The 18,645-nt window shown below is 69.2% G+C and carries 20 protein-coding genes; 11 read left to right on the plus strand and 9 right to left on the minus strand.

Annotation, left to right across the window (positions count from 1 at the left end; translation table 11 throughout):
• Window positions 1-2: 2 nt before the first annotated feature.
• On the minus strand, window positions 3-776 hold the full coding sequence (locus ABCU91_RS10970) for an alpha/beta fold hydrolase (RefSeq protein WP_413353690.1): 774 nt from the start codon (window positions 774-776) through the stop codon (window positions 3-5).
• A 344-nt stretch (window positions 777-1,120) separates the two neighbouring features.
• Between ABCU91_RS10970 and ABCU91_RS10975 the strand changes: the two genes are divergently transcribed.
• Window positions 1,121-1,624 (plus strand): hypothetical protein, encoded by a 504-nt coding sequence (locus ABCU91_RS10975; protein WP_413353691.1) that lies wholly within the window; start codon window positions 1,121-1,123, stop codon window positions 1,622-1,624.
• Window positions 1,625-1,659: 35 nt separating this feature from the next.
• On the opposite strand, the gene ABCU91_RS10980 is transcribed toward ABCU91_RS10975, so the two are convergent.
• On the minus strand, window positions 1,660-2,499 hold the full coding sequence (locus ABCU91_RS10980) for a hypothetical protein (protein WP_413353692.1): 840 nt from the start codon (window positions 2,497-2,499) through the stop codon (window positions 1,660-1,662).
• Window positions 2,500-2,536: 37 nt separating this feature from the next.
• Entirely contained in the window at window positions 2,537-3,610 is a 1,074-nt protein-coding gene (ychF, locus tag ABCU91_RS10985) for a redox-regulated ATPase YchF (RefSeq protein ID WP_406923997.1), read from the minus strand.
• Between the two features lie 110 nt (window positions 3,611-3,720).
• On the opposite strand from ychF, the gene ABCU91_RS10990 reads away from it, so the two are divergent.
• Both ABCU91_RS10990 and ABCU91_RS10995 read left to right on the plus strand, forming a co-directional pair.
• A complete protein-coding gene (locus ABCU91_RS10990) occupies window positions 3,721-4,311 on the plus strand; it encodes a 3'-5' exonuclease (protein ID WP_406923996.1) in 591 nt (196 codons plus the stop codon).
• A 29-nt stretch (window positions 4,312-4,340) separates the two neighbouring features.
• A complete protein-coding gene (locus tag ABCU91_RS10995) occupies window positions 4,341-5,660 on the plus strand; it encodes a DNA recombination protein RmuC (RefSeq protein WP_413353693.1) in 1,320 nt (439 codons plus the stop codon).
• Here the strand turns inward: ABCU91_RS10995 and ABCU91_RS11000 are convergent.
• Together ABCU91_RS11000 and glpX are read right to left on the minus strand one after the other, a co-directional pair.
• Window positions 5,638-5,919 carry a hypothetical protein gene (locus ABCU91_RS11000; RefSeq protein WP_091354578.1) on the minus strand — a complete coding sequence of 94 codons (282 nt, stop codon included), beginning with the start codon at window positions 5,917-5,919 and terminating at the stop codon, window positions 5,638-5,640. The two genes, ABCU91_RS10995 and ABCU91_RS11000, sit on opposite strands and share 23 nt — an antisense overlap.
• 136 nt (window positions 5,920-6,055) lie before the next feature.
• Window positions 6,056-7,045 carry a class II fructose-bisphosphatase gene (gene glpX, locus ABCU91_RS11005; RefSeq protein ID WP_307470361.1) on the minus strand — a complete coding sequence of 330 codons (990 nt, stop codon included), beginning with the start codon at window positions 7,043-7,045 and terminating at the stop codon, window positions 6,056-6,058.
• Window positions 7,046-7,228: 183 nt separating this feature from the next.
• Here glpX and fbaA point away from each other — a divergent pair, with 183 nt between their 5' ends.
• A complete protein-coding gene (fbaA, locus tag ABCU91_RS11010; RefSeq protein ID WP_413353694.1) occupies window positions 7,229-8,260 on the plus strand; it encodes a class II fructose-bisphosphate aldolase in 1,032 nt (343 codons plus the stop codon).
• Window positions 8,261-8,326: 66 nt separating this feature from the next.
• Here fbaA and ABCU91_RS11015 read toward each other — a convergent pair whose 3' ends face one another.
• The 3 genes from ABCU91_RS11015 to ABCU91_RS11025 all read right to left on the minus strand — a co-directional run bounded on the left by ABCU91_RS11015 (window position 8,327) and on the right by ABCU91_RS11025 (window position 11,203).
• Window positions 8,327-9,415 (minus strand): peptidoglycan DD-metalloendopeptidase family protein, encoded by a 1,089-nt coding sequence (locus tag ABCU91_RS11015; protein WP_413353695.1) that lies wholly within the window; start codon window positions 9,413-9,415, stop codon window positions 8,327-8,329.
• Between the two features lie 232 nt (window positions 9,416-9,647).
• Entirely contained in the window at window positions 9,648-10,172 is a 525-nt protein-coding gene (locus tag ABCU91_RS11020; RefSeq protein WP_413353696.1) for a DUF6264 family protein, read from the minus strand.
• Entirely contained in the window at window positions 10,169-11,203 is a 1,035-nt protein-coding gene (locus ABCU91_RS11025) for a 4-hydroxy-3-methylbut-2-enyl diphosphate reductase (protein WP_413355398.1), read from the minus strand. The genes ABCU91_RS11020 and ABCU91_RS11025 overlap by 4 nt, the downstream gene beginning before the upstream one ends.
• Before the next feature lie 85 nt (window positions 11,204-11,288).
• Between ABCU91_RS11025 and xseA the strand changes: the two genes are divergently transcribed.
• From xseA to ABCU91_RS11060, 7 genes are read left to right on the plus strand one after another with little or no spacing between them, the layout of a single operon-like run.
• A complete protein-coding gene (xseA, locus tag ABCU91_RS11030) occupies window positions 11,289-12,578 on the plus strand; it encodes an exodeoxyribonuclease VII large subunit (protein WP_413353697.1) in 1,290 nt (429 codons plus the stop codon).
• Between the two features lie 10 nt (window positions 12,579-12,588).
• On the plus strand, window positions 12,589-12,810 hold the full coding sequence (locus ABCU91_RS11035; protein WP_406923990.1) for an exodeoxyribonuclease VII small subunit: 222 nt from the start codon (window positions 12,589-12,591) through the stop codon (window positions 12,808-12,810).
• Window positions 12,810-13,433, plus strand: a complete 624-nt coding sequence (locus ABCU91_RS11040) for a DUF4245 family protein (protein ID WP_413353698.1) — start codon at window positions 12,810-12,812, stop codon at window positions 13,431-13,433. The genes ABCU91_RS11035 and ABCU91_RS11040 overlap by 1 nt, the downstream gene beginning before the upstream one ends.
• Window positions 13,430-14,068, plus strand: coding sequence for a carbonic anhydrase (locus ABCU91_RS11045; protein ID WP_406923988.1), 639 nt, complete (start codon window positions 13,430-13,432; stop codon window positions 14,066-14,068). Before ABCU91_RS11040 ends, ABCU91_RS11045 begins: the two co-directional genes overlap by 4 nt.
• Window positions 14,069-14,115: 47 nt before the next feature.
• Window positions 14,116-15,513 (plus strand): class II fumarate hydratase, encoded by a 1,398-nt coding sequence (locus ABCU91_RS11050; RefSeq protein ID WP_413353699.1) that lies wholly within the window; start codon window positions 14,116-14,118, stop codon window positions 15,511-15,513.
• A 10-nt stretch (window positions 15,514-15,523) separates the two neighbouring features.
• Window positions 15,524-16,504: a sensor histidine kinase gene (locus ABCU91_RS11055; RefSeq protein ID WP_413353700.1), complete on the plus strand. Its 981-nt coding sequence runs from the start codon at window positions 15,524-15,526 to the stop codon at window positions 16,502-16,504.
• Window positions 16,501-17,157 (plus strand): response regulator transcription factor, encoded by a 657-nt coding sequence (locus tag ABCU91_RS11060; RefSeq protein WP_413353701.1) that lies wholly within the window; start codon window positions 16,501-16,503, stop codon window positions 17,155-17,157. The genes ABCU91_RS11055 and ABCU91_RS11060 overlap by 4 nt, the downstream gene beginning before the upstream one ends.
• A gap of 59 nt (window positions 17,158-17,216) precedes the next feature.
• On the opposite strand, the gene ABCU91_RS11065 is transcribed toward ABCU91_RS11060, so the two are convergent.
• Window positions 17,217-18,572 (minus strand): PhoH family protein, encoded by a 1,356-nt coding sequence (locus ABCU91_RS11065; RefSeq protein WP_406923985.1) that lies wholly within the window; start codon window positions 18,570-18,572, stop codon window positions 17,217-17,219.
• Window positions 18,573-18,645: the final 73 nt, after the last annotated feature.

Genomic DNA, 18,645 nt, shown 5'->3' on the forward strand with positions numbered 1-18,645 from the left:
GCTCAGTCCCAGCCGAGGTAGTCCTCGATCTGGAACGCCGTCTCACCGGGGTGCGTCATCGGGAACAGGTGTCCAGCATCCGGCAGACGGACGACACTCGTCCGGTCGGCGGCCGTCGCCTGGAGGTCGTCGCCGTTCGCGGGCGGCGTGATGGGATCCTCAGCACCCTGGATGATGAGGATCGGCAGCGACGCGGCGAGGCTCGCCCACTCGGCGACGGGTGTCGAGGCGAGGGCGGCGCTCTGCAGCTCCTCGACATCGAGGTCGCGCGACCGCGCGAAGACGTCCCAGGCGACGGGGATGGAGATGCCGGGCCCGACCAGGGTGCGAACGGCGTCGGCGTCGGGGGCGTCGACGGGTGCCGAGAAGGCACTGTGCAGGGCGCGGGCTGCGTCGTCGTCGAGCGCGCGGGCCGCCTCGACGCCGAGCAGAAGGACGCCGCTGGCGCGGCCGGGGTGGTCGAGCGCGACGGTGCGGGCGACGGCGCCACCGAACGCGTGGCCGCCGATCCATGCGGAGCCCACGCCGAGGTGATCGAGGACGTCGACCACGTCCTGCGCGAGGTCATGCATCGAGGGCACCGACTCGCCGGGACGGCGGGAGCCGATGCGTACGATCCGGAAGCCCTCCTCCTCGAGGATGCTCGCGAGCCCACCGAGGTAGGCGACGTCGAGCCCCTGCGCCGGAACGAGGACGAGGGCAGGGCCGTCGCCCTCGTCGATGAACGGGATGGCACGAGCCTCGGCGTCGAACACCTGGCGCTGAATCTGTGTCATGGGGAAATCCTCGGTTGGTGACGCGGAACTCGACGAGAACTCCGGAATACGGGTCGGTTGCACGGAGTTCCTGACCAACAGGAAACCCTACCCGAGCGAGCACAGGCGCTCCGCCGCGCCGAGCGAGTGAGCCCTGACGGGGACCCAGCTAGCCTCCTACTATGACCGACCCGGTACCGACGAAGAAATGGTCACGAGGCATGCGAACCCGGGAACTGACCCGAGTCTTCACGCGAGCGGGGTTCGAGCGACGCGGCGACGAATGGATCCTCGAGACATCCGAGCTGCGGTGGTGGGTGTACCTGGGGACCGCCAAGTTCGATCCGCATGAACACGAGCTCTCGGTGGGCGCGACCGTCTTGGAGGACGGTCAGCTCCTGGAGGACGCCATGCACGTCGTCAGCCTCGGGTTGCCGGACCTCCACGGCGCTTCGCGACGCAGGTACCGGGACACAGATGAAGCCGCGCGGGACCCGTTGCTCCTCGATGTCGAAACGCTGCTGATCCCCCTCATCACACGCCTCCCGTCAATCGAGTCCGTGATAGCGATGTGGCTCGCGGGAGAGATCAAGGCTTCCACGACCGCTCTCGCGAGGCCCCATCAGATCGCGCATGCCTGGAAGCTCGCGAAAGCGCACGACAAGTACGTCCTCGCCGATAGGGCGCTGCAGATGGCCGAAACGGCTCGCTGGACCCCACAGGCGCGACGGCTCCTCATAGAGCAGGGTATGCCGATCAGCGGCCCGGTGCGGGAGATCCGCGGTTACTCGCTGGTCGACCGCCTCGTGCAACGCGCCTACGTCCGACGATTCAGCCCGATCACGGATGAGACCCGCTTGCCGCTGTGATGTTCACAGGATCTCGGGTGACGCTCGTCGGCCCGTCACACGCCGAGATCTGACGCGAGCCGGGCGAACCAGCGACGCTGATACGCGGGCAGATCGCCGCTCAGGGCTGATCGGGTACCTTCAACGACGAAACCACGTTTCCAGACGCCCGCCGTCACGAGCCCCGGGACCACCACGGTCCGCATCGGATGGTCGACCGAGGCATGGTCTGCCTGTTCGAGAGACGCACCCCTGACGCCTGGTGTCGAGAAGATGCGGGTGAATATCTCGGCGGTGACCTTCGGCCGCGCGAGCAGCCAGCCCAACAGCGGCCTGCCGGGATCGGCAGCCCAGCCGCCGACGAGCATGAGGACCGCGCCGTCATGACGTGGAGTCTCGACGACACCGCTCTCGATCCACTCGTACATCACGGCACGGCCGCGATTGCGATCCCAGTGCGTGGGGTTCGACGCGAAATCGGCCGACCACCGCTCGACGATCTCTGCGACCTCGTCTGGGAAGAATGCAGGGTAAATCCACCGAGCGAACGCCTGATCCTCGGGGATGGGCCACACCCTGGCGGCCTGACCTGCAGTCTTCGCCCCTAGCAGAACCGCGGTGGCGGCATCCCAATGCCCGCCTCTCAACCGTCCCGTCCACGCGTCGATGAACTGCCCGTGACCACCGGGATAGTCCTCTCGCAGACCGCCCAACCACGAGGCCACCGTCGATCCGAAACGGGCGTTGAGTACGGCTTTCGCCTGCCGCGTCAGCGGCGAGCACACGACACGGCGCTCCGTCGGTTCGAGACGAGCGAGCACGTGACCGATCTCGTGCGCGCGGCCGGTCCTCAGGAGCCTGCGAATCGCCTCGGTCGAGGTCACGTGGGATGTCACCCCGCTACTGTGACACGTCGTCCATCAGCGGTCGCGACTAGTTGTTGAAGCGGAACTCGACGACGTCGCCATCCTGCATGACGTAGTCCTTGCCCTCGAGGCGCGCCTTGCCTTTGGCACGTGCCTCCTGGACGGACCCCGTCGCGACGAGATCCTCGAACGAGATGACCTCCGCCTTGATGAAGCCCTTCTCGAAGTCGGTGTGGATGACCCCGGCAGCCTGCGGGGCCTTCCAGCCCTTCCCGATCGTCCAGGCGCGAGCCTCCTTGGGGCCCGCCGTCAGGTAGGTCTGCAGGCCCAGGGTGTCGAAGCCGACGCGGGCGAGCTGGTCGAGGCCCGACTCGTCCTGGCCGGTGGACGCGAGCAGCTCCGCGGCATCCTCCGGGTCGAGCTCCGCGAGCTCCGACTCGATCTTGGCGTCGAGGAAGACGGCCTGGGCGGGCGCGACGAGCGCGGCGAGTTCCGCCTTGCGCGCGGCATCCGTCAACACGGCCTCGTCGACGTTGAAGACGAAGATGAACGGCTTCGCACTGAGGAGGCCGAGCTCGCGGATCGGTGCGAGGTCGATCCCGGACGCCGCGAGCAGCTCACCGCGCTGAAGCGCCTCCTGCGCGGCCTTCGCGGTCTCGAGGACCGTCGGGTCGAGCTTCTTGCCCCGGACTTCCTTCTCGTAGCGGGTGATCGCCTTCTCGAGCGTCTCGAGGTCGGCGAGCTGGAGCTCCGCGTTGATGGTCTCCATGTCGTTCTTCGGGTTCACCGCGCCGTCGACGTGGACGACGTCGTCGTCCGCGAAGCCGCGAACGACCTGCGCGATCGCGTCAGCTTCGCGGATGTTGGCGAGGAACTTGTTGCCGAGCCCCTCACCCTCGCTCGCGCCGCGGACGATGCCCGCGATGTCGACGAAGGAGACCGTCGCGGGGAGGATGCGCTCCGACGAGAAGATCCCGGCGAGCACGTCCAGACGCGGGTCGGGCAGGTTCACGACGCCGACGTTCGGCTCGATCGTCGCGAACGGGTAGTTCGCCGCGAGCACGTCGTTCTTGGTGAGGGCGTTGAAGAGGGTGGACTTGCCGACGTTGGGCAGTCCGACGATTCCGATGGTGAGAGCCACGGGCATCCACTCTACGCGGCGGGCAGGCCGGAGCCCGCGCCGAAGGCCGGCTGAGACCACCCGCGGCGCGCCTCCCCCGTCGCCGGGATGCCGGCGGAGAGGCTGAGCGCATGGGTCTGGACTTCACCGCGATCGACTTCGAGACGGCGAACTCCTCCAATGCGTCCGCCTGCGCGGTGGGACTCGCCCGGGTCAGAGACGGCCGGGTCGTGGCCTCGGAAGGGTGGCTCATCCGTCCGCCTGCCGGTCACGACCGGTTCTTCGAGATCAACGTCGGCATCCACGGGATCCAGGCGGACGACGTCCTGACCGCAGACACATGGGCCGACCAGCTTCCCCGCCTGCTCGACTTCGTCGGCGACGACATCCTGGTGGCCCACAACGCCGGCTTCGACATGCGGGTGCTCCGCACCGCGTGCGAGGTCACGGGTCACGCGGCACCGCCGGCTCGTTACCTCTGCAGCCTGCACGTCGCCCGGAAGACTTACGATCTGCCGTCCTACCGGCTCCCCTTCGTCGCGGCCGCCGCCGGTCACCTCGATTTCGCGCATCACGATGCGACCGCCGACGCCCTGGCGTGCGCCCAGGTCGTCATCGACTCCGCCGTTCGCGCCGGCGCTGAGGACCTCGTGGAGCTCGCGATGCTGCTCGGCGTCCGCATCCCCCAGATCCCGCACCCGGTGCCCGCTTCCGCGGCCTGACCCGAGCGGGACCGCGCGGCGGCGCCTCGATGTCGGTGGCCTCCGCCACGATGGACGACATGGATGCCGCCTTCGTCACCGTCCTCGCTCTCGTGTGCCTCATCGTCGGCGCGCTCGCGGCCGGGGCGTTCATCGCCGCACGCGAGGCGAATCGCCGCGTAGGCCTGGAGGCGCGCGCGTCCGCTGCGGAAGCGGCGCGAGACGCTCTCCAGACCCAGCTCGATCAGCAGCGGGCGCTCCACCGCGACGTGACCAGCCGGGTTCATGCCGAGCAAGCCGCACGCGATGAACGTGAACGACGCGAGCAGACTGTCCTGCGCGCTCTCGCTCCCGTGCAGGAGACGCTTTCCGCCATGCAGCAGAAGGTCGACCACCTCGAGCGCGACCGGCAGGAGCAGTTCGGCTCTCTCGCCGAGCAGCTGCGACGCTCCGCAGAATCCGACGAGGCCCTACGCGCGACGACCGAGTCGCTCGCCGGGGCGCTCCGCTCCAACGGCACCCGGGGAGTCTGGGGCGAGACGCAATTGCGTCGTATCGTCGAGTCCGCGGGCCTCACGCGTTACGTCGACTTCGACACGCAGGCATCCATCTCCTCGGATGCCGGGAGCGGACGACCCGATCTGATCGTCCGCCTCCCCGGCCAGAAGGCGCTGGCCGTCGACGCGAAGGCCCCGTTCGACGCCTACCTCGAAGCGAGCGCGATCCCCGTCACCGCGGTCGGCGAAGAAGCGGCACGACGATCGCGCCTGCTCGCGAAACATGTGACTGCCGTCCGTGCCCACATCGACGCCCTCGCGAAGAAGCGGTACTGGGCGGGGATGCCGTCGAGCCCGGAGTTCGTCGTCTGCTTCATCCCGAGCGAATCGCTCCTGGCGGCCGCGCTCGAGGAGGACCCCGCACTGCTGGAGTACGCCTTCGGGAGGCGGGTGGCACTCGCCTCCCCGGTGAACCTGTGGGCCGTTCTGAAGACGGTCGCCTACACGTGGACGCAGCAGGAGGTGTCCACCGAGGCTCGACGGCTCTTCGACCTGGGGAACGAGCTGTACCACCGACTGGGATCGCTCGCCGGGCACGCGGACGATCTGCGTCGAGCCATCGAACGGACCGTCGACAGCTACAACCGATTCGCCGGGTCTCTGGAGACGCGGGTTCTGGTCAGCGCGCGGAGGTTCCCCGGAATCGACGACACGCAGCTCGAGACACTGTCGACGCCGCAGCCCATCGAGTCTACGACTCGTCGGCTGACCGCGCCGGAACTCCTCGACGACATCCCCCAGCCGGCGGACCTCGGCGACCTGCGGGAGAGGCTGGGACGCGACGGGGAGGTCAGGCCGGGAAGAACGTCATGAGCCCGATGACGCTGAGGGATACGGCGACGAACGCGCCGATCATCCACCACGCACTGATCTCATGGCCGGGGGGCATGCGGCGACGCAGCAGCACGTCGGGGCGACGCGCGGGGTCGTCGACGACAGGGACCTGTGCCGTCACCGGACGTACGCCGCCTGCCGTCTGACCGACGATCGGGATCTGCCCCGTCGGTGTGACGGGCAGGTGACCGGTGAGCGAGAGCTGACCTGTGCGCGGGTCACTGGATGCGGTGGACATGGGGACTCCTGAGGGGCGGTGACGAGTGCCGGGGACCGCTGACACCACCGCCCATTGTGCCAGAGGGGACGTCCGCGATCCTGGGTTGACGCTCCGCGCGCGTGTCCGCTAGAGGGCCCGGCTGCTCGTCACGGGGTCACAGCCACTTCGACGTGAGGTGCTCCGACGAGATGCGACGGAGCGTGCCCGAGGCCCCGCGGAGCACCACGCTCTCGGTGTAGACGAAGTCGCCGGCACGGCGCACCCCCGCCACGAGCTCGCCGTTGGTGACACCCGTCGCCACGAACAGCGTGTTGTTCCCCCGGACCAGATCGTCCGCTTCATACACGTGATCGTCGAGCTTCAGGCCCGCGTCGATCCCCCGCTGCTTCTCGTCGTCGTCGCGGGCCCAGAGGCGACCCTGGATGTGTCCGCCGAGTGCCTTGATGGCACAGGCGGTGACGATGCCCTCGGGGCTCCCGCCGACGCCGACGCACATGTCGGTGCGGGCGTTGTGGCGCGCCGCATTGATCCCGCCGGCCACGTCACCGTCACTCATGAGGCGCGTCCCCGCGCCGGCATCCCGGATCTCATCGATGAGCTGAGCGTGCCGGGGCCGGTTCAACACGGACACGACGAGTTCCTCGACGGGTTTGCCGAGAGCCTTCGCGAGACGACGGATGTTCTCCGCGATCGGGAGCCGGATGTCGACGACGCCGACACCCTCGGGGCCGGTGACGATCTTGTCCATGTAGAACACGGTGGATGCGTCGAGCATCGCGCCTCGGTCGGCGACGGCAATCACCGACAGAGCGTTGTTGCGCCCCTCCGCCGTCAGCGTGGTGCCGTCGATCGGATCGACGGCGATGTCGCACTGCGGTCCCCGGCCCGTGCCGACGCGTTCGCCGTTGAACAGCATCGGCGCGTTGTCCTTCTCGCCCTCGCCGATGACGATCACGCCGTCGAAATTGACGGTCGTGAGGAAGGCGCGCATGGCGTCGACCGCGGCGCCGTCGGCGAGCTCCTTCTTCCCTCGCCCGATGAAGGGTACGGAGCGGATCGCCGCCGCCTCGGTCGCGCGGACGAGCTCCAGCGCGAGGTTCCGGTCGGGGTGCAGAGGGCTCATGTCGGCAGTCAGGCTCACCATGGGCTCAGCCTAGGACTGCCAGCCCAGTCCGCCGCCGGTTTCTCGGGGCACGGGGACGAAGGAATGCGGATTCTTTCCGATCCGGAAGAGAGGGCACCTTCTCGATCAGCAGGCTCGCTCCGGAGGGGGCGGCATCCCTTCGATAGAGTTGCAGCGAATCACCGACTTCTCCGAGGAGCTGACATGCCCGTCGCCACACCCGACCAGTACGCCGACATGCTGGACCGCGCGAAGGCAGGCGGCTTCGCCTACCCCGCGATCAACGTCTCGAGCTCGCAGACCATCAACGCCGTGCTCCAGGGCCTGACCGAGGCCGGCTCCGACGGCATCCTCCAGGTCACCACCGGCGGTGCGGACTACTTCGCCGGCCACACGGTCAAGGGCCGCGCCACCGGTGCCCTCGCTTTCGCGAAGTACGTCACCGAGGTGGCGAAGAACTACCCGATCACGGTCGCCCTCCACACCGACCACTGCCCGAAGGACGCACTCCCCGGCTTCGTTCTGCCGCTCATCGAGGCGTCGGAGGCCGAGGTCAAGGCCGGCCGCAACCCGATCTTCCAGTCGCACATGTGGGACGGCTCGGCTGTTCCCCTCGATGAGAACATCGAGGTCGCGAAGGACCTGCTCCCCCGCATGAAGAACATCAACGCCATCCTCGAGATCGAGGTCGGCGTCGTCGGCGGGGAAGAGGACGGTGTCCAGCACGAGGGCTCGAACGATGCGCTCTACACGACCGTCGCAGACGTGACCAAGGCCGTCGAGGCCCTCGGCCTCGGCGAGAACGGCCGCTACATCTCCGCCCTCACCTTCGGCAACGTCCACGGCGTCTACAAGCCGGGCGGCGTGAAGCTGCGCCCCGAGCTCCTCGGCGAGATCCAGGAGGGCATCGCCGCGCACTTCGGCACCGGCCCGAAGCCCCTCGACCTCGTCTTCCACGGCGGCAGCGGCTCGACCGACGAAGAGATCGCCCTGGCCGTCCAGAACGGCGTCGTGAAGATGAACATCGACACGGACACCCAGTACGCCTTCACTCGCTCGGTCGCCGGCTTCATGCTCGCGAACTACGAGGGCGTCCTGAAGCTCGACGGCGAGGTGGGCAACAAGAAGCAGTACGACCCGCGCGCCTGGGGCAAGGTCGCCGAGTCCGCGATGGCTCAGCGCGTCGTCGCTGCGACGCAGCAGCTCGGCTCGGCGGGCAAGTCGCTCGGCGTCTGACACCCGTCCGACGACGAAGCCCCGGTCCGCATCGGACCGGGGCTTCGTCGTCGGTGCTGTCTGAAGTCAGTAGCTCGCGCCGCCCAGGACGTCGCGCGGGTAGAGCTCGAACCTCACACCGTCGACGGTGAAGGCCGTGTGGAGGTGAGGGCCGGTCGAGCAGCCCGTCGATCCGACGGAACCGATGCGCTGCCCGGCGGTCACGCTCTGCCCGGTCTTGACCGAGAAGGCGCTGAGGTGCGCGTACACCTGCTCGAGCCGGCGGCCGTCGACGGTCGAGGTGACGACGACCTCCTTCTGCTTCGTGGTGTTCGGCGCCCAGGAGGGGCAGCCCGAGGTGATCCAGAGCTCGCGGACCGAGACCGTACCGCCACGCATCGCGTAGATGGGCGTCCCGGTCGAGGCCGCTATGTCGTCGCCGCTGTGGCCGGCGTAGGTCGTGAATGTGCCCGAGGGACGCAAGGGGTAGGCCCAACCGAAACGACCGGGAACGGATGCCGCGGCTGCCGTCGCGTCCGGTTGCGCCGCCATCTTCGCGCTCGTCCACACGTCGTCACTGTTGCCGTCGACGAGACGCAGCACACCGTCGTTGCCCAGAACCGCGCCCGTGGCGCCGAGTCCGCCGGTCCCCGAGCTCCAGAGCGCGACGTCGTACTGGTTCAGCAGCAGCAGCTCACCGTCCTTCGTGAAGGACAGCCTGCCGTCGAGCACGAGCGTCGTCTTCGCGGTGCGGACGAGGGCGGTCCCCCGCGTGAGCGCGACGTTGCCGTCGCCGAGGATGCCGAACGAGTACCGGCCGTCCGGAGAGGTCAGCTTCACCCCGGGCCGGAGGATGGTTCCGGGCGTCATCACGGATCCGAGCGACCACGAGACGGCGCGAGCTGCCGAGGTCGTCGTCTTCGTCTGATACCCCGCGCGACTGGCCGTGACCGCGACCGAGACAGAACGGCCCGCGACCCCGGTCGGAAGCTCCCACTCGGTTCCCGTCGCACCATCGACGGGGTTGCCGTCGACTCGCCACTGGATGTCGAGTCGGCTGGGCGCGGGTTGCCAGGAGCCCGCACTAACCGTCAGCACGTTGCCGGCGACGGCGGTACCGCTGATGGTGGGTGCCGGGGCCCGCGTGAAGGCGGCCTGGGTCGCGGCGGGCGCCATGGTGATGCTCCACGGAGAGAGGACCTCTGGCGCTGCGGTCGCCGCACTCGGCGCTGACAGCAACATGACCACGGCCGACGCCGCAGCGATCGAGAGGGAGGCGATCCTCCGGGTTCTGGTCACGGTTCTCCTCCCGAATCCGACGCGCGAGGGAGAGCCCGCACCAGCCGTAAAAGTACCAGGTCACGCGAACGGCCTCCTACCGCTCATCCGCGTGGGCGGGAACGGCGGGTCACGAGCCGGGCGCGACCCCCCGCAGGAGATCCGCGTCGCCGAACAGCGGCACGACGAGACAGACGCTGACGATGAGGAACGTCACGATGGCACCCACGGGCGGAATCCACCAGCTCAGCCTTCCGCGCGACAACGACCACCACGACAGGATCGCGGTCAGCAGCCACCCCACCGCGAACACCGTCGCACCGATCCCACCCCAGAGGGCTCCCTGCGCCGTGTTGGTGAACTCGCCACTGACGCCGGCGACCTCCATCCACGTCTTCGCGAACGAGCCGTAGTCGACCAGCTGCGGGATCGCGCCGATCACCGTGACCAATCCGTACGCGAGGAGCGCGAGGGTGATCACGCGATCGGCCATCCGCGTCGGACGCGCGGCCACGGTGGTCGCCGGTGCGGTCGGCGGGTGCGGCGGATCGACGGGTGCCGCAGGCTCCGGCGTGGGCTGACGGATGGCGGCCCGCTGCTCCTCGGGCGTCGCGTACTCCCCGTACGGCGGTCGCGGTCGGGGCTCGTCGCTCACGAGCGGTTCCGCCCCCCGAGAGCGCGCTCGTCGCGGCGGCCTTCGAGGTCCTGCCGCAGTTCCTTCGGCAGTGAGAACATGAGGTCCTCCTCCGCGGTCTTCACCTCCGCGACGTCGCGGTACCCCGCTCCTGCGAGATCCTCGAGCACCTCCGTCACGAGCACCTCGGGAACCGACGCACCGGAAGTCACGCCGACGGTCTGCACGCCGTCGAGCCACTCCTGCTTGATCTCGTGCGAGTAGTCGACGCGATAGGCGGCCCTCGCGCCGTACTCGAGCGCGACCTCGACAAGGCGGACGCTGTTCGACGAGTTCGCCGAGCCGACGACGATGACGAGGTCGGCATCCTGCGCGACCTTCTTGATCGCGACCTGACGGTTCTGCGTCGCATAGCAGATGTCGTCCGACGGCGGGTCCTGCAGGTTCGGGAACCGCTCGCGAAGGCGCCGGACCGTGTCCATCGTCTCGTCGACCGACAGGGTCGTCTGGGACAGCCACACGACCTTGTCGGGGTCCTTCACCACGACGGTGTCGGCGTCCTCCGGAGAATTCACGATGGTCACGTGCTCGGGAGCCTCACCCGCGGTGCCCTCGACCTCCTCGTGACCGTCGTGTCCGATGAGGAGGATCTCGAAGTCGTCACGGGCGAAGCGCACGGCCTCGCGGTGGACCTTCGTCACGAGGGGGCAGGTCGCGTCGATGGCCTGCAGACCACGATCCGCCGCGGCGTTCACGACGGCGGGCGAGACCCCGTGCGCGCTGAAGACGACGTGCGCCCCTGCCGGCACTTCGTCGACCTCGTCGACGAAGATCGCGCCCTGCGACTCGAGCTCGGTCACGACGTGGATGTTGTGGACGATCTGCTTCCGGACGTAAACGGGTGCGCCGTAGCGCTCCAGCGCCTTCTCCACGGCGATGACCGCCCGGTCGACGCCGGCGCAGTACCCCCGGGGGGCGGCGAGGAGGACGCGCTTGTCGCCCTGGACGGGAAGGTCGACGAGCCGCCCGCGGGCTCCCGGGATACGGGGCATCGGCAGCGAAACGGCTGGTGAGGTCACACCTCGATTGTACGAACCCCCGGCTGGGTGGGGGACGTGTAGGCCAAGATGGGTGTCCGTGACCACTTTCCAGACCGAGGCGGGAGCCGTCCCCCCACCGGATGCGGTGCACCCGCGGGACTCCTCCCCCGACACGCCCACGTCGGTCTCCCGGCTCAACGAGACGATCCGCGACTTCGTGCAGAAATGGGGCGCGGTCTGGGTCGAGGGTGAGATCACCGCGTGGAACCTCCGCGGCGGCCACGTGTTCGGGCGGCTGAAGGATGCCGACGCCGACGGCATGCTCTCGTTCCGAATGTGGTCCTCGACCCTGCAGCGCACCCCCGGCGACCTCAAGGTGGGCGACCGCGTCATCGCCTGCGTCAAGGCCGACTACTTCGTCAAGACCGGCGACTTCAGCTTCACCGTGTCGGCCATGCGCCACGTCGGCCTCGGCGATCAGCTCGAGCGCCTCGAACGACTGCGGGCGACGCTGCGTTCGGAAGGCCTGTTCGACGCAGCGCGCAAGAAGCCGCTCCCCTTCCTCCCGCACGTCATCGGCCTCATCACGGGCGAACGCAGCGACGCCGAGAAGGACGTCCATCGCAACGCCGAGCTGCGCTGGCCGCACGTGCGCTTCCGCACGATCCACGCCGCGGTCCAGGGCGACCGCTGCGTCCCTGAAACGCTCGCCGCCCTGCGGACCCTCGACGCCGACCCGGAGGTCGACGTCATCATCATCGCCCGTGGCGGAGGCGATCCGCAGACCCTGCTGGGGTTCAGCGACGAGCGATTGCTCCGTGCGGTGGCCGCGGCATCCACCCCGGTCGTCTCGGCGATCGGGCACGAGAACGACCATCCCCTCCTCGACGACGTCGCCGACCTGCGCGCATCGACGCCCACCGATGCCGCCAAGCGCGTCGTCCCCGACGTGTCGGAACAGCGTGCCCTGGTCCAGCAGCTGCGCAGCAGAGCCCGCACCCGGCTCACCCAGCGCGTGACGCATGACATCGTCGCTCTCGCGCAGTTGCGCTCGCGTCCGGTGCTGCGAGATCCCGAGTCTCTCCTCACGAGCCGTGCGCAGGAGGTCGTCGCACTCTCGTCCCGCGGTCGCGACGTGATGGCCAGGCGGTGGGATGCCGCGGCCCGCACGACGGCGGAGCTGCGCGCATCTCTGCGCGCCCTCTCCCCCGGCGCGACCCTCGACCGGGGCTACGCGATCGTGCACCTGCCCGGCGGAGGCATCGTCCGCGACGCACAGCAGGCGCCGGCGGGCGCGGACGTCGTCGTCATGGTCGGTCGCGGATCGTTCGCTGCGCGGTCGACCGGCGAGGTGGCGGAGACGGATGCCGCCGGCTCCGCGATCTAGGATGGGAGACATGACGAGCGACGCCGGGGATGTGTCGGCCCTCTCCTTCGAACAGGCCCGCGATGAGCTCGTGCAGGTGGTCGCGAAGCTGGAGCAGGGGTCACCGACCCTCGAAGAGTCGCTGTCCCTCTGGACCCGCGGCGAAGCACTGGCCGCCCGCTGCGAAGAGTGGCTCCTCGGCGCCAAACGCCGGCTCGACGAAGCCCGACCCGATGGCGAGGCCGTGTCCTGATGGCGAGGCAGCGCATCGTCGCCGAGCTGGGACGGCCCGAAACCCCGGCGGAGACCGCCGCACGCAAGGCGGCGGCGTCTCAGCGCTACCGGTCGAGCAAGACCTTCCGGAACCTCATCGCCGCCCTCATCGTGTGTGTAGGGATCATGGCGGTCGTCTATCTGGGCGTGCCGCGCGGGACCCCCGCGGACGTCCCCGAAGCCGACGTCGCCGCATCCGCGACTCAGGCTGAGGAGATCGCGGGCCACGGCGTGGTAATTCCCGATGTCCCGGATGCCTGGCGTGCCAACTCCGCGCTCGTCGAGGGCGGAGAGTGGCGCATCGTCTACGCCCCCGCCCGGGGGTATGTCGAGGTCACCCAGTCCTTCAGCGCTCCGGACGGCTGGGTCTCCCGCGAGCTCGGCGGATTCGCGCCGACCGGCTCGACGACGATCGACGCGATCGAGTGGGACGTGTACGAGCTCCCGAGCCCCGTCCAGCAGATCGACTACGCGCTGGCCACCACCATCGGCTCCGACACGGTGATCATCGGCTTGTCCGAGTCCACCGATCGTTCGGCCGCCGCAACCGTCGCCGAGAGCCTCGGCGACCAGATTCGCACCCTGCGAGAGGAGGCGCGATGAGCGCACACCCGACCCCGTCCGACGTGTGGTCCTCGATGCTCGCCGGGAACCGGCGGTTCGTCGCAGGTGAACCCGAGCACCCCCGGCAGGACGCTGAGCGTCGCCACGAGCTCGCACACGCGCAGCGCCCGACGGCCGCACTCTTCGGGTGCTCCGACTCCCGCCTGGCTGCGGAGATCATCTTCGACGAGGGGCTCGGGGACCTCTTCGTCATCCGCAATGCGGGGCAGGTCATCTCGGACTCCGTCGTCGGCAGCCTCGAGTACGCCGTCGCCGTGCTGGGCGTCCCCCTGATCGTGGTCCTGGGCCACGACGAATGCGGCGCCGTCCGCGCGGCGATCGATTCCACCGCTCCGGATGCTCCGGCTCTCCCGGCGGGGATCTGGCGCCAGGTCGCCCCCATCGTCCCCGCCGTCCGTCGCGTGCTGCAGGCATCCCCCGGCACGACCTCCGCCACGGTGGACGCCGAGGAGGTCGGTCGCGAGCACCTGCGCGACACGATCGCCGGCATCCTGCACTCTTCCGAGCTCATCAGCGACGCGGTCGCCGAAGGACGCCTGGCCGTCGTCGGCGCGAACTACCGCCTGGCCGACGGGACCGCCATCCCCGACGTGGTCGTCGGCGAAGCCGGCTGACCACTCTTCCCCCACCGCACACACGTGAAACGAGGACGTTGACCACCATGACCGACGAGACCGACTACCGCATCGAGCACGACACGATGGGTGAGGTGCGCGTACCCAAGGACGCCCTCTACGCCGCACAGACCCAGCGAGCGGTCGAGAACTTCCCCATCTCCGGGTCCGGCCTCGAGTCGACGCAGATCGCGGCGCTGGCGCGCATCAAGAAGGCCGCAGCGCTCGCGAACAAGGACCTCGGCACCCTCGACGGCGCGATCGCCGACGCGATCGCCTGGGCCGCGGACGAAGTCGTCACCGGTGCCTACGACGCGCACTTCCCCGTCGACACGTACCAGACCGGTTCGGGCACCTCGTCGAACATGAACATGAACGAGGTGCTCGCGACGCTCGCCACCCGCAAGCTCGGCGGCCCCGTTCACCCTAACGACCACGTCAACGCGTCGCAGTCGTCGAACGACGTCTTCCCGACCTCGGTCCACATCGCGGTCACGCAGGCGCTCATCGACGACCTGATCCCGGCCCTCGACCACCTCGCCGTGGCGCTCGAAGAGAAGGCCGACGCGTGGAAGAGCGTCGTCAAGAGCGGCCGCACCCACCTCATGGATGCCACCCCCGTGACCCTCGGTCAAGAGTTCGGCGGCTACGCCCGGCAGATGCGGCTCGGCATCGAGCGCGTCCAGTCGGTCCTTCCCCGCGTGGGCGAGGTCCCCCTCGGCGGAACCGCCGTCGGCACGGGCATCAACACGCCCCTCGGCTTCCCGCAGAAGGTCATCGAGCTGCTGGCGGCCGAGACCGAGCTGCCCATCACCGAGGCGAAGGACCACTTCGAGGCTCAGGCCAACCGCGACGGTCTCGTCGAGGCATCCGGTGCGCTCCGCACCATCGCGGTGTCGCTGACGAAGATCAACAACGACATCCGATGGATGGGCTCGGGCCCGAACACCGGGCTCGGCGAGCTGCACATCCCCGACCTCCAGCCCGGCTCCTCGATCATGCCCGGCAAGGTCAACCCGGTCGTCCCCGAAGCGACCCTCATGGTCGCGGCGCGCGTCATCGGCAACGACGCGACGGTCGCCTGGGCCGGGGCATCCGGATCGTTCGAACTGAACGTCGCGATCCCGGTAATGGGAACCGCCCTGCTCGAGTCCATCCGCCTGCTCTCCAACGCGATGCGCGTCCTGGCGGACAAGGCGGTGTCCGGTCTCGAGGCGAACGTGGAGCGTGCCGCCGCATACGCCGGCATGTCGCCCTCGATCGTAACGCCGCTCAACAAGCTGATCGGTTATGAAGCGGCTGCGAAGATCGCGAAGCACTCTGTCGCCAAGGGCATCACCGTCCGCGACGCCGTCATCGACCTCGGGTACGTCGAGCGGGGTGAGCTCACGGAGCAGCAGCTCGATGAGAAGCTCGACCTCCTCTCGATGACGCGCCCGGGGTGATAATCGGAGCGTGAACAGCGCCGCCACACCGCCGCGACGGGGCACGCCGGGACTCGGGATCCTTCTCGCCGTCGCCGCAGCGGGCCTCGTCGGCGTGGGTGCGGCGGCGTTCGTCGTCGTCCTGCTCGTCGCGCCTCAGGCCGCGGGCTGGACGGCGTTGGCGTGGACCGTCGCGGCGGTGCCGGCGCTCGCGGGCATCGGCGTCGTCGGATGGGCGGTGCTCGAGCGGCGCGGTCTCGCCGCGGCGATCACGGCCGACTCCATCGAGGGTGCGTTCGAGACCCAGCAGCGACTGCTCGACGACGTCCGGCACGAGTTGAAGACGCCCATCACGATCGTGCGCGGTCACCTGGAGATGATGGATGCCGCCGACTCCGACGACGTCGAGTCGATCCGCGCCCTCGGCATCGCCGAGCTCGACCGGATGACCCGGCTGATCGGCGACATCGACGTCCTCGCGGCGGTCGAGGGCGGGCGGCTCTCGCGCGGCGACGTGGACCTCGCGGCACTCACGCAGCGGGTCTTCGAGATGGTGGGGGTCATCGGCGATCATGCGTGGCGCGTCGAGCAGTCGGCGGACGCCGTCATCCGCGCGGACGGGGATCGCCTCCTGCAGGCGTGGGTGGCCCTAGCGGACAACGCCGCGAAGTACTCCCCCACCGGGACCGCGATCGAGATCGGCAGCGCGGTCAACGCCGCCGGCGCACAACTCTGGGTCCGCGATCACGGCCCCGGCATCCCTCCCGCCGTCCGTCACCGCATCTTCCGCCGCTTCGACCGCGGCGCCGGAAAACGTCACGTCGGCGGGTCCGGACTGGGTCTTGCGATCGTCGATGTCATCGCCAAAGCGCACGGCGGACACTGCACCGTCGCGGACACCCCCGGCGGCGGTGCTACGTTCACCCTGGAGATACCGATCGGCACGCGTGGGGCGCTGCCGTCCCCCATCCGCGCCGGCGACGTGCTGCTGCAGCGAGAGGCAACCGAATGACCCGCATCCTGATCGTCGACGACGAACCGCACATCGTCTCGCTCGTCTCGCGTGCGGTCCACGCCGAAGGCTTCGAGGCGGTGGGCGTCGAGGACGGCCCGGACGCCCTCGAGATCGCCCTCGCCGGCGACGTCGACCTCATCGTGCTCGACGTCGGGCTTCCGACGATGGACGGCTTCGAGGTCCTGCGGGAACTCCGGGGAGCGGGGCACACGACGCCCGTCATCATGCTCACGGCACGAAGCGGCACGGACGACACGATCGAAGGACTGGATGCCGGGGCGAGCGACTACGTCCCGAAGCCGTTCGCGGTGGCCGAGCTCATGGCGCGGGTGCGATCACGTCTGCGGGACGTGGCCGCGAGTGCGCCCACCTCGCTCACCCGGGGTGATGTGACGCTCGACATCCTGGCGCGTCGGGCGAGCGTCGCGGGTCGAGAGGTGGAATTGTCCAGCCGGGAGTTCGCTCTGGCCGAGCAGTTCGTCCGCAACGCGGGCGAGGTCCTCACCCGCGAGGTCCTGCTGAGCCGCGTGTGGGGGCTGGACTTCGACCCGGGATCCAACGTTGTGGACGTCTACGTCCGGTATCTGAGGGCCAAGCTCGGAGCGGATCACATCGTCACCGTGCGCGGCGAGGGCTACCTCTGGGAGTGACCCCGTGAGCCAGGACACCCCCGGCCACGCGGCCGGGGGTGTCCTGCGTTCGAGGAGGTTCAGCTGAGTTCGCCGGCCTCCAGCAGGTCCGTGACGAGCGCGGCGATCGCCGAGCGCTCGGAACGCACAAGCGTGACGTGTCCGAACAGGTCGTGGCCCTTGAGGGTCTCGATGACGGAGGCGATGCCGTCGTGGCGTCCGACCCGGAGGTTGTCGCGCTGGCCGACGTCGTGGGTCAGCACGACGCGGGAGTTCTGGCCGATGCGGCTGAGGACGGTGAGGAGAACGTTCCGCTCGAGGGACTGCGCCTCGTCCACGATCACGAACGCGTCGTGGAGCGATCGCCCGCGGATGTGGGTGAGTGGCATGACCTCGAGCATGCCGCGCGCGACGACCTCTTCGAGGACGTTGCCCGTGACCACCGAGCCGAGGGTGTCGAACACCGCCTGACCCCACGGGTTCATCTTCTCCTGCGCGTCGCCCGGGAGGTAGCCGAGCTCCTGGCCCCCGACGGCGAACAGCGGGCGGAAGACGATGATCTTCTTCTGCTGCTGCTGCTCGAGGACCGACTGGAGCCCCGCGCAGAGCGCGAGAGCCGATTTTCCCGTGCCGGCGCGTCCACCGAGCGACACGATCCCGACCTCCGGGTCCAGCAGCAGGTCGATGGCGATGCGCTGCTCCGCCGACCGCCCGTGCAGACCGAAGACGTCGCGGTCGCCGCGGACGAGCTTGTACGACCCGTCGCCGGTCACGCGGCCGAGCGCCGACCCGCGTTCCGAATGGATGACGAGGCCCGTGTTGACCGGAAGGCCCCGCACATCCTCGCTGACGCCGACCTCGCTGTCGTAGAGGTCGCTGACCTCGTCGCCGGAGAGGTCGATCGAGGCGATCCCGGTCCACCCCGAGTCGACGGCCTGCTCGGCGAGGTACTCCTCCGCGTTCAGGCCGAGCGACGCGGCCTTCACCCGCATCGGCAGATCCTTCGACACGACGGTGACGGCCTGCCCCTCCTGGCTGAGGTGCATGGCCACCGACAGGATCCTCGTGTCGTTGTCGCCGAGGCGCATGCCGGCGGGGAGGACGGTGGGGTCGGTGTTCGTCAACTCGACGCGCAGGGTCCCGTCGGCACCGACGGGGACCGGGAAGTCCAGACGGCCGTGCTCGACGCGCAGCTCGTCCAGGTGGCGCAGGGCCTGGCGGGCGAAGTACCCGATCTCGGGGTCGTGGCGCTTGCGCTCCAATTCCGTGATGACGACGACCGGCAGCACGACGGAATGCTCGGCGAAACGGAACAGCGCGCGCGGATCGCTCAGCAGGACGGAGGTGTCCAGCACGTACGTGCGGAGTTCCTGGTCCTGAGCCGCCTCCGCGGACTCGTGCTGGTGACGCTGCTTCTCAGGTGCTCGTGTGGTCACAACCCACTCCCGCCCCGGGTGGGAACCCACCCGGCAGTCACGAGTCGACCAGGGGTCACGAGTCGTGAGAGGC

This window comes from Microbacterium phoenicis (assembly GCF_047302325.1).
GTDB lineage: Bacteria > Actinomycetota > Actinomycetes > Actinomycetales > Microbacteriaceae > Microbacterium.

Coding starts and splice junctions, on each gene's coding strand:
- ABCU91_RS11045 (WP_406923988.1), top strand. CDS start 13,430: ATGAGCGCACACCCGACCCCGTCCGACGTGTGGTCCTCGATGCTCGCC.
- ABCU91_RS11035 (WP_406923990.1), top strand. CDS start 12,589: ATGACGAGCGACGCCGGGGATGTGTCGGCCCTCTCCTTCGAACAGGCC.
- ABCU91_RS10990 (WP_406923996.1), top strand. CDS start 3,721: ATGGGTCTGGACTTCACCGCGATCGACTTCGAGACGGCGAACTCCTCC.
- ABCU91_RS10995 (WP_413353693.1), top strand. CDS start 4,341: ATGTCGGTGGCCTCCGCCACGATGGACGACATGGATGCCGCCTTCGTC.
- ABCU91_RS11015 (WP_413353695.1), bottom strand. CDS start 9,415: ATGGCGCCCGCCGCGACCCAGGCCGCCTTCACGCGGGCCCCGGCACCC.
- ABCU91_RS11050 (WP_413353699.1), top strand. CDS start 14,116: ATGACCGACGAGACCGACTACCGCATCGAGCACGACACGATGGGTGAG.
- ABCU91_RS11025 (WP_413355398.1), bottom strand. CDS start 11,203: ATGCCCCGTATCCCGGGAGCCCGCGGGCGGCTCGTCGACCTTCCCGTC.
- ABCU91_RS11040 (WP_413353698.1), top strand. CDS start 12,810: ATGGCGAGGCAGCGCATCGTCGCCGAGCTGGGACGGCCCGAAACCCCG.
- ABCU91_RS10970 (WP_413353690.1), bottom strand. CDS start 776: ATGACACAGATTCAGCGCCAGGTGTTCGACGCCGAGGCTCGTGCCATC.
- ABCU91_RS11060 (WP_413353701.1), top strand. CDS start 16,501: ATGACCCGCATCCTGATCGTCGACGACGAACCGCACATCGTCTCGCTC.
- glpX (WP_307470361.1), bottom strand. CDS start 7,045: ATGGTGAGCCTGACTGCCGACATGAGCCCTCTGCACCCCGACCGGAAC.
- fbaA (WP_413353694.1), top strand. CDS start 7,229: ATGCCCGTCGCCACACCCGACCAGTACGCCGACATGCTGGACCGCGCG.
- ABCU91_RS11000 (WP_091354578.1), bottom strand. CDS start 5,919: ATGTCCACCGCATCCAGTGACCCGCGCACAGGTCAGCTCTCGCTCACC.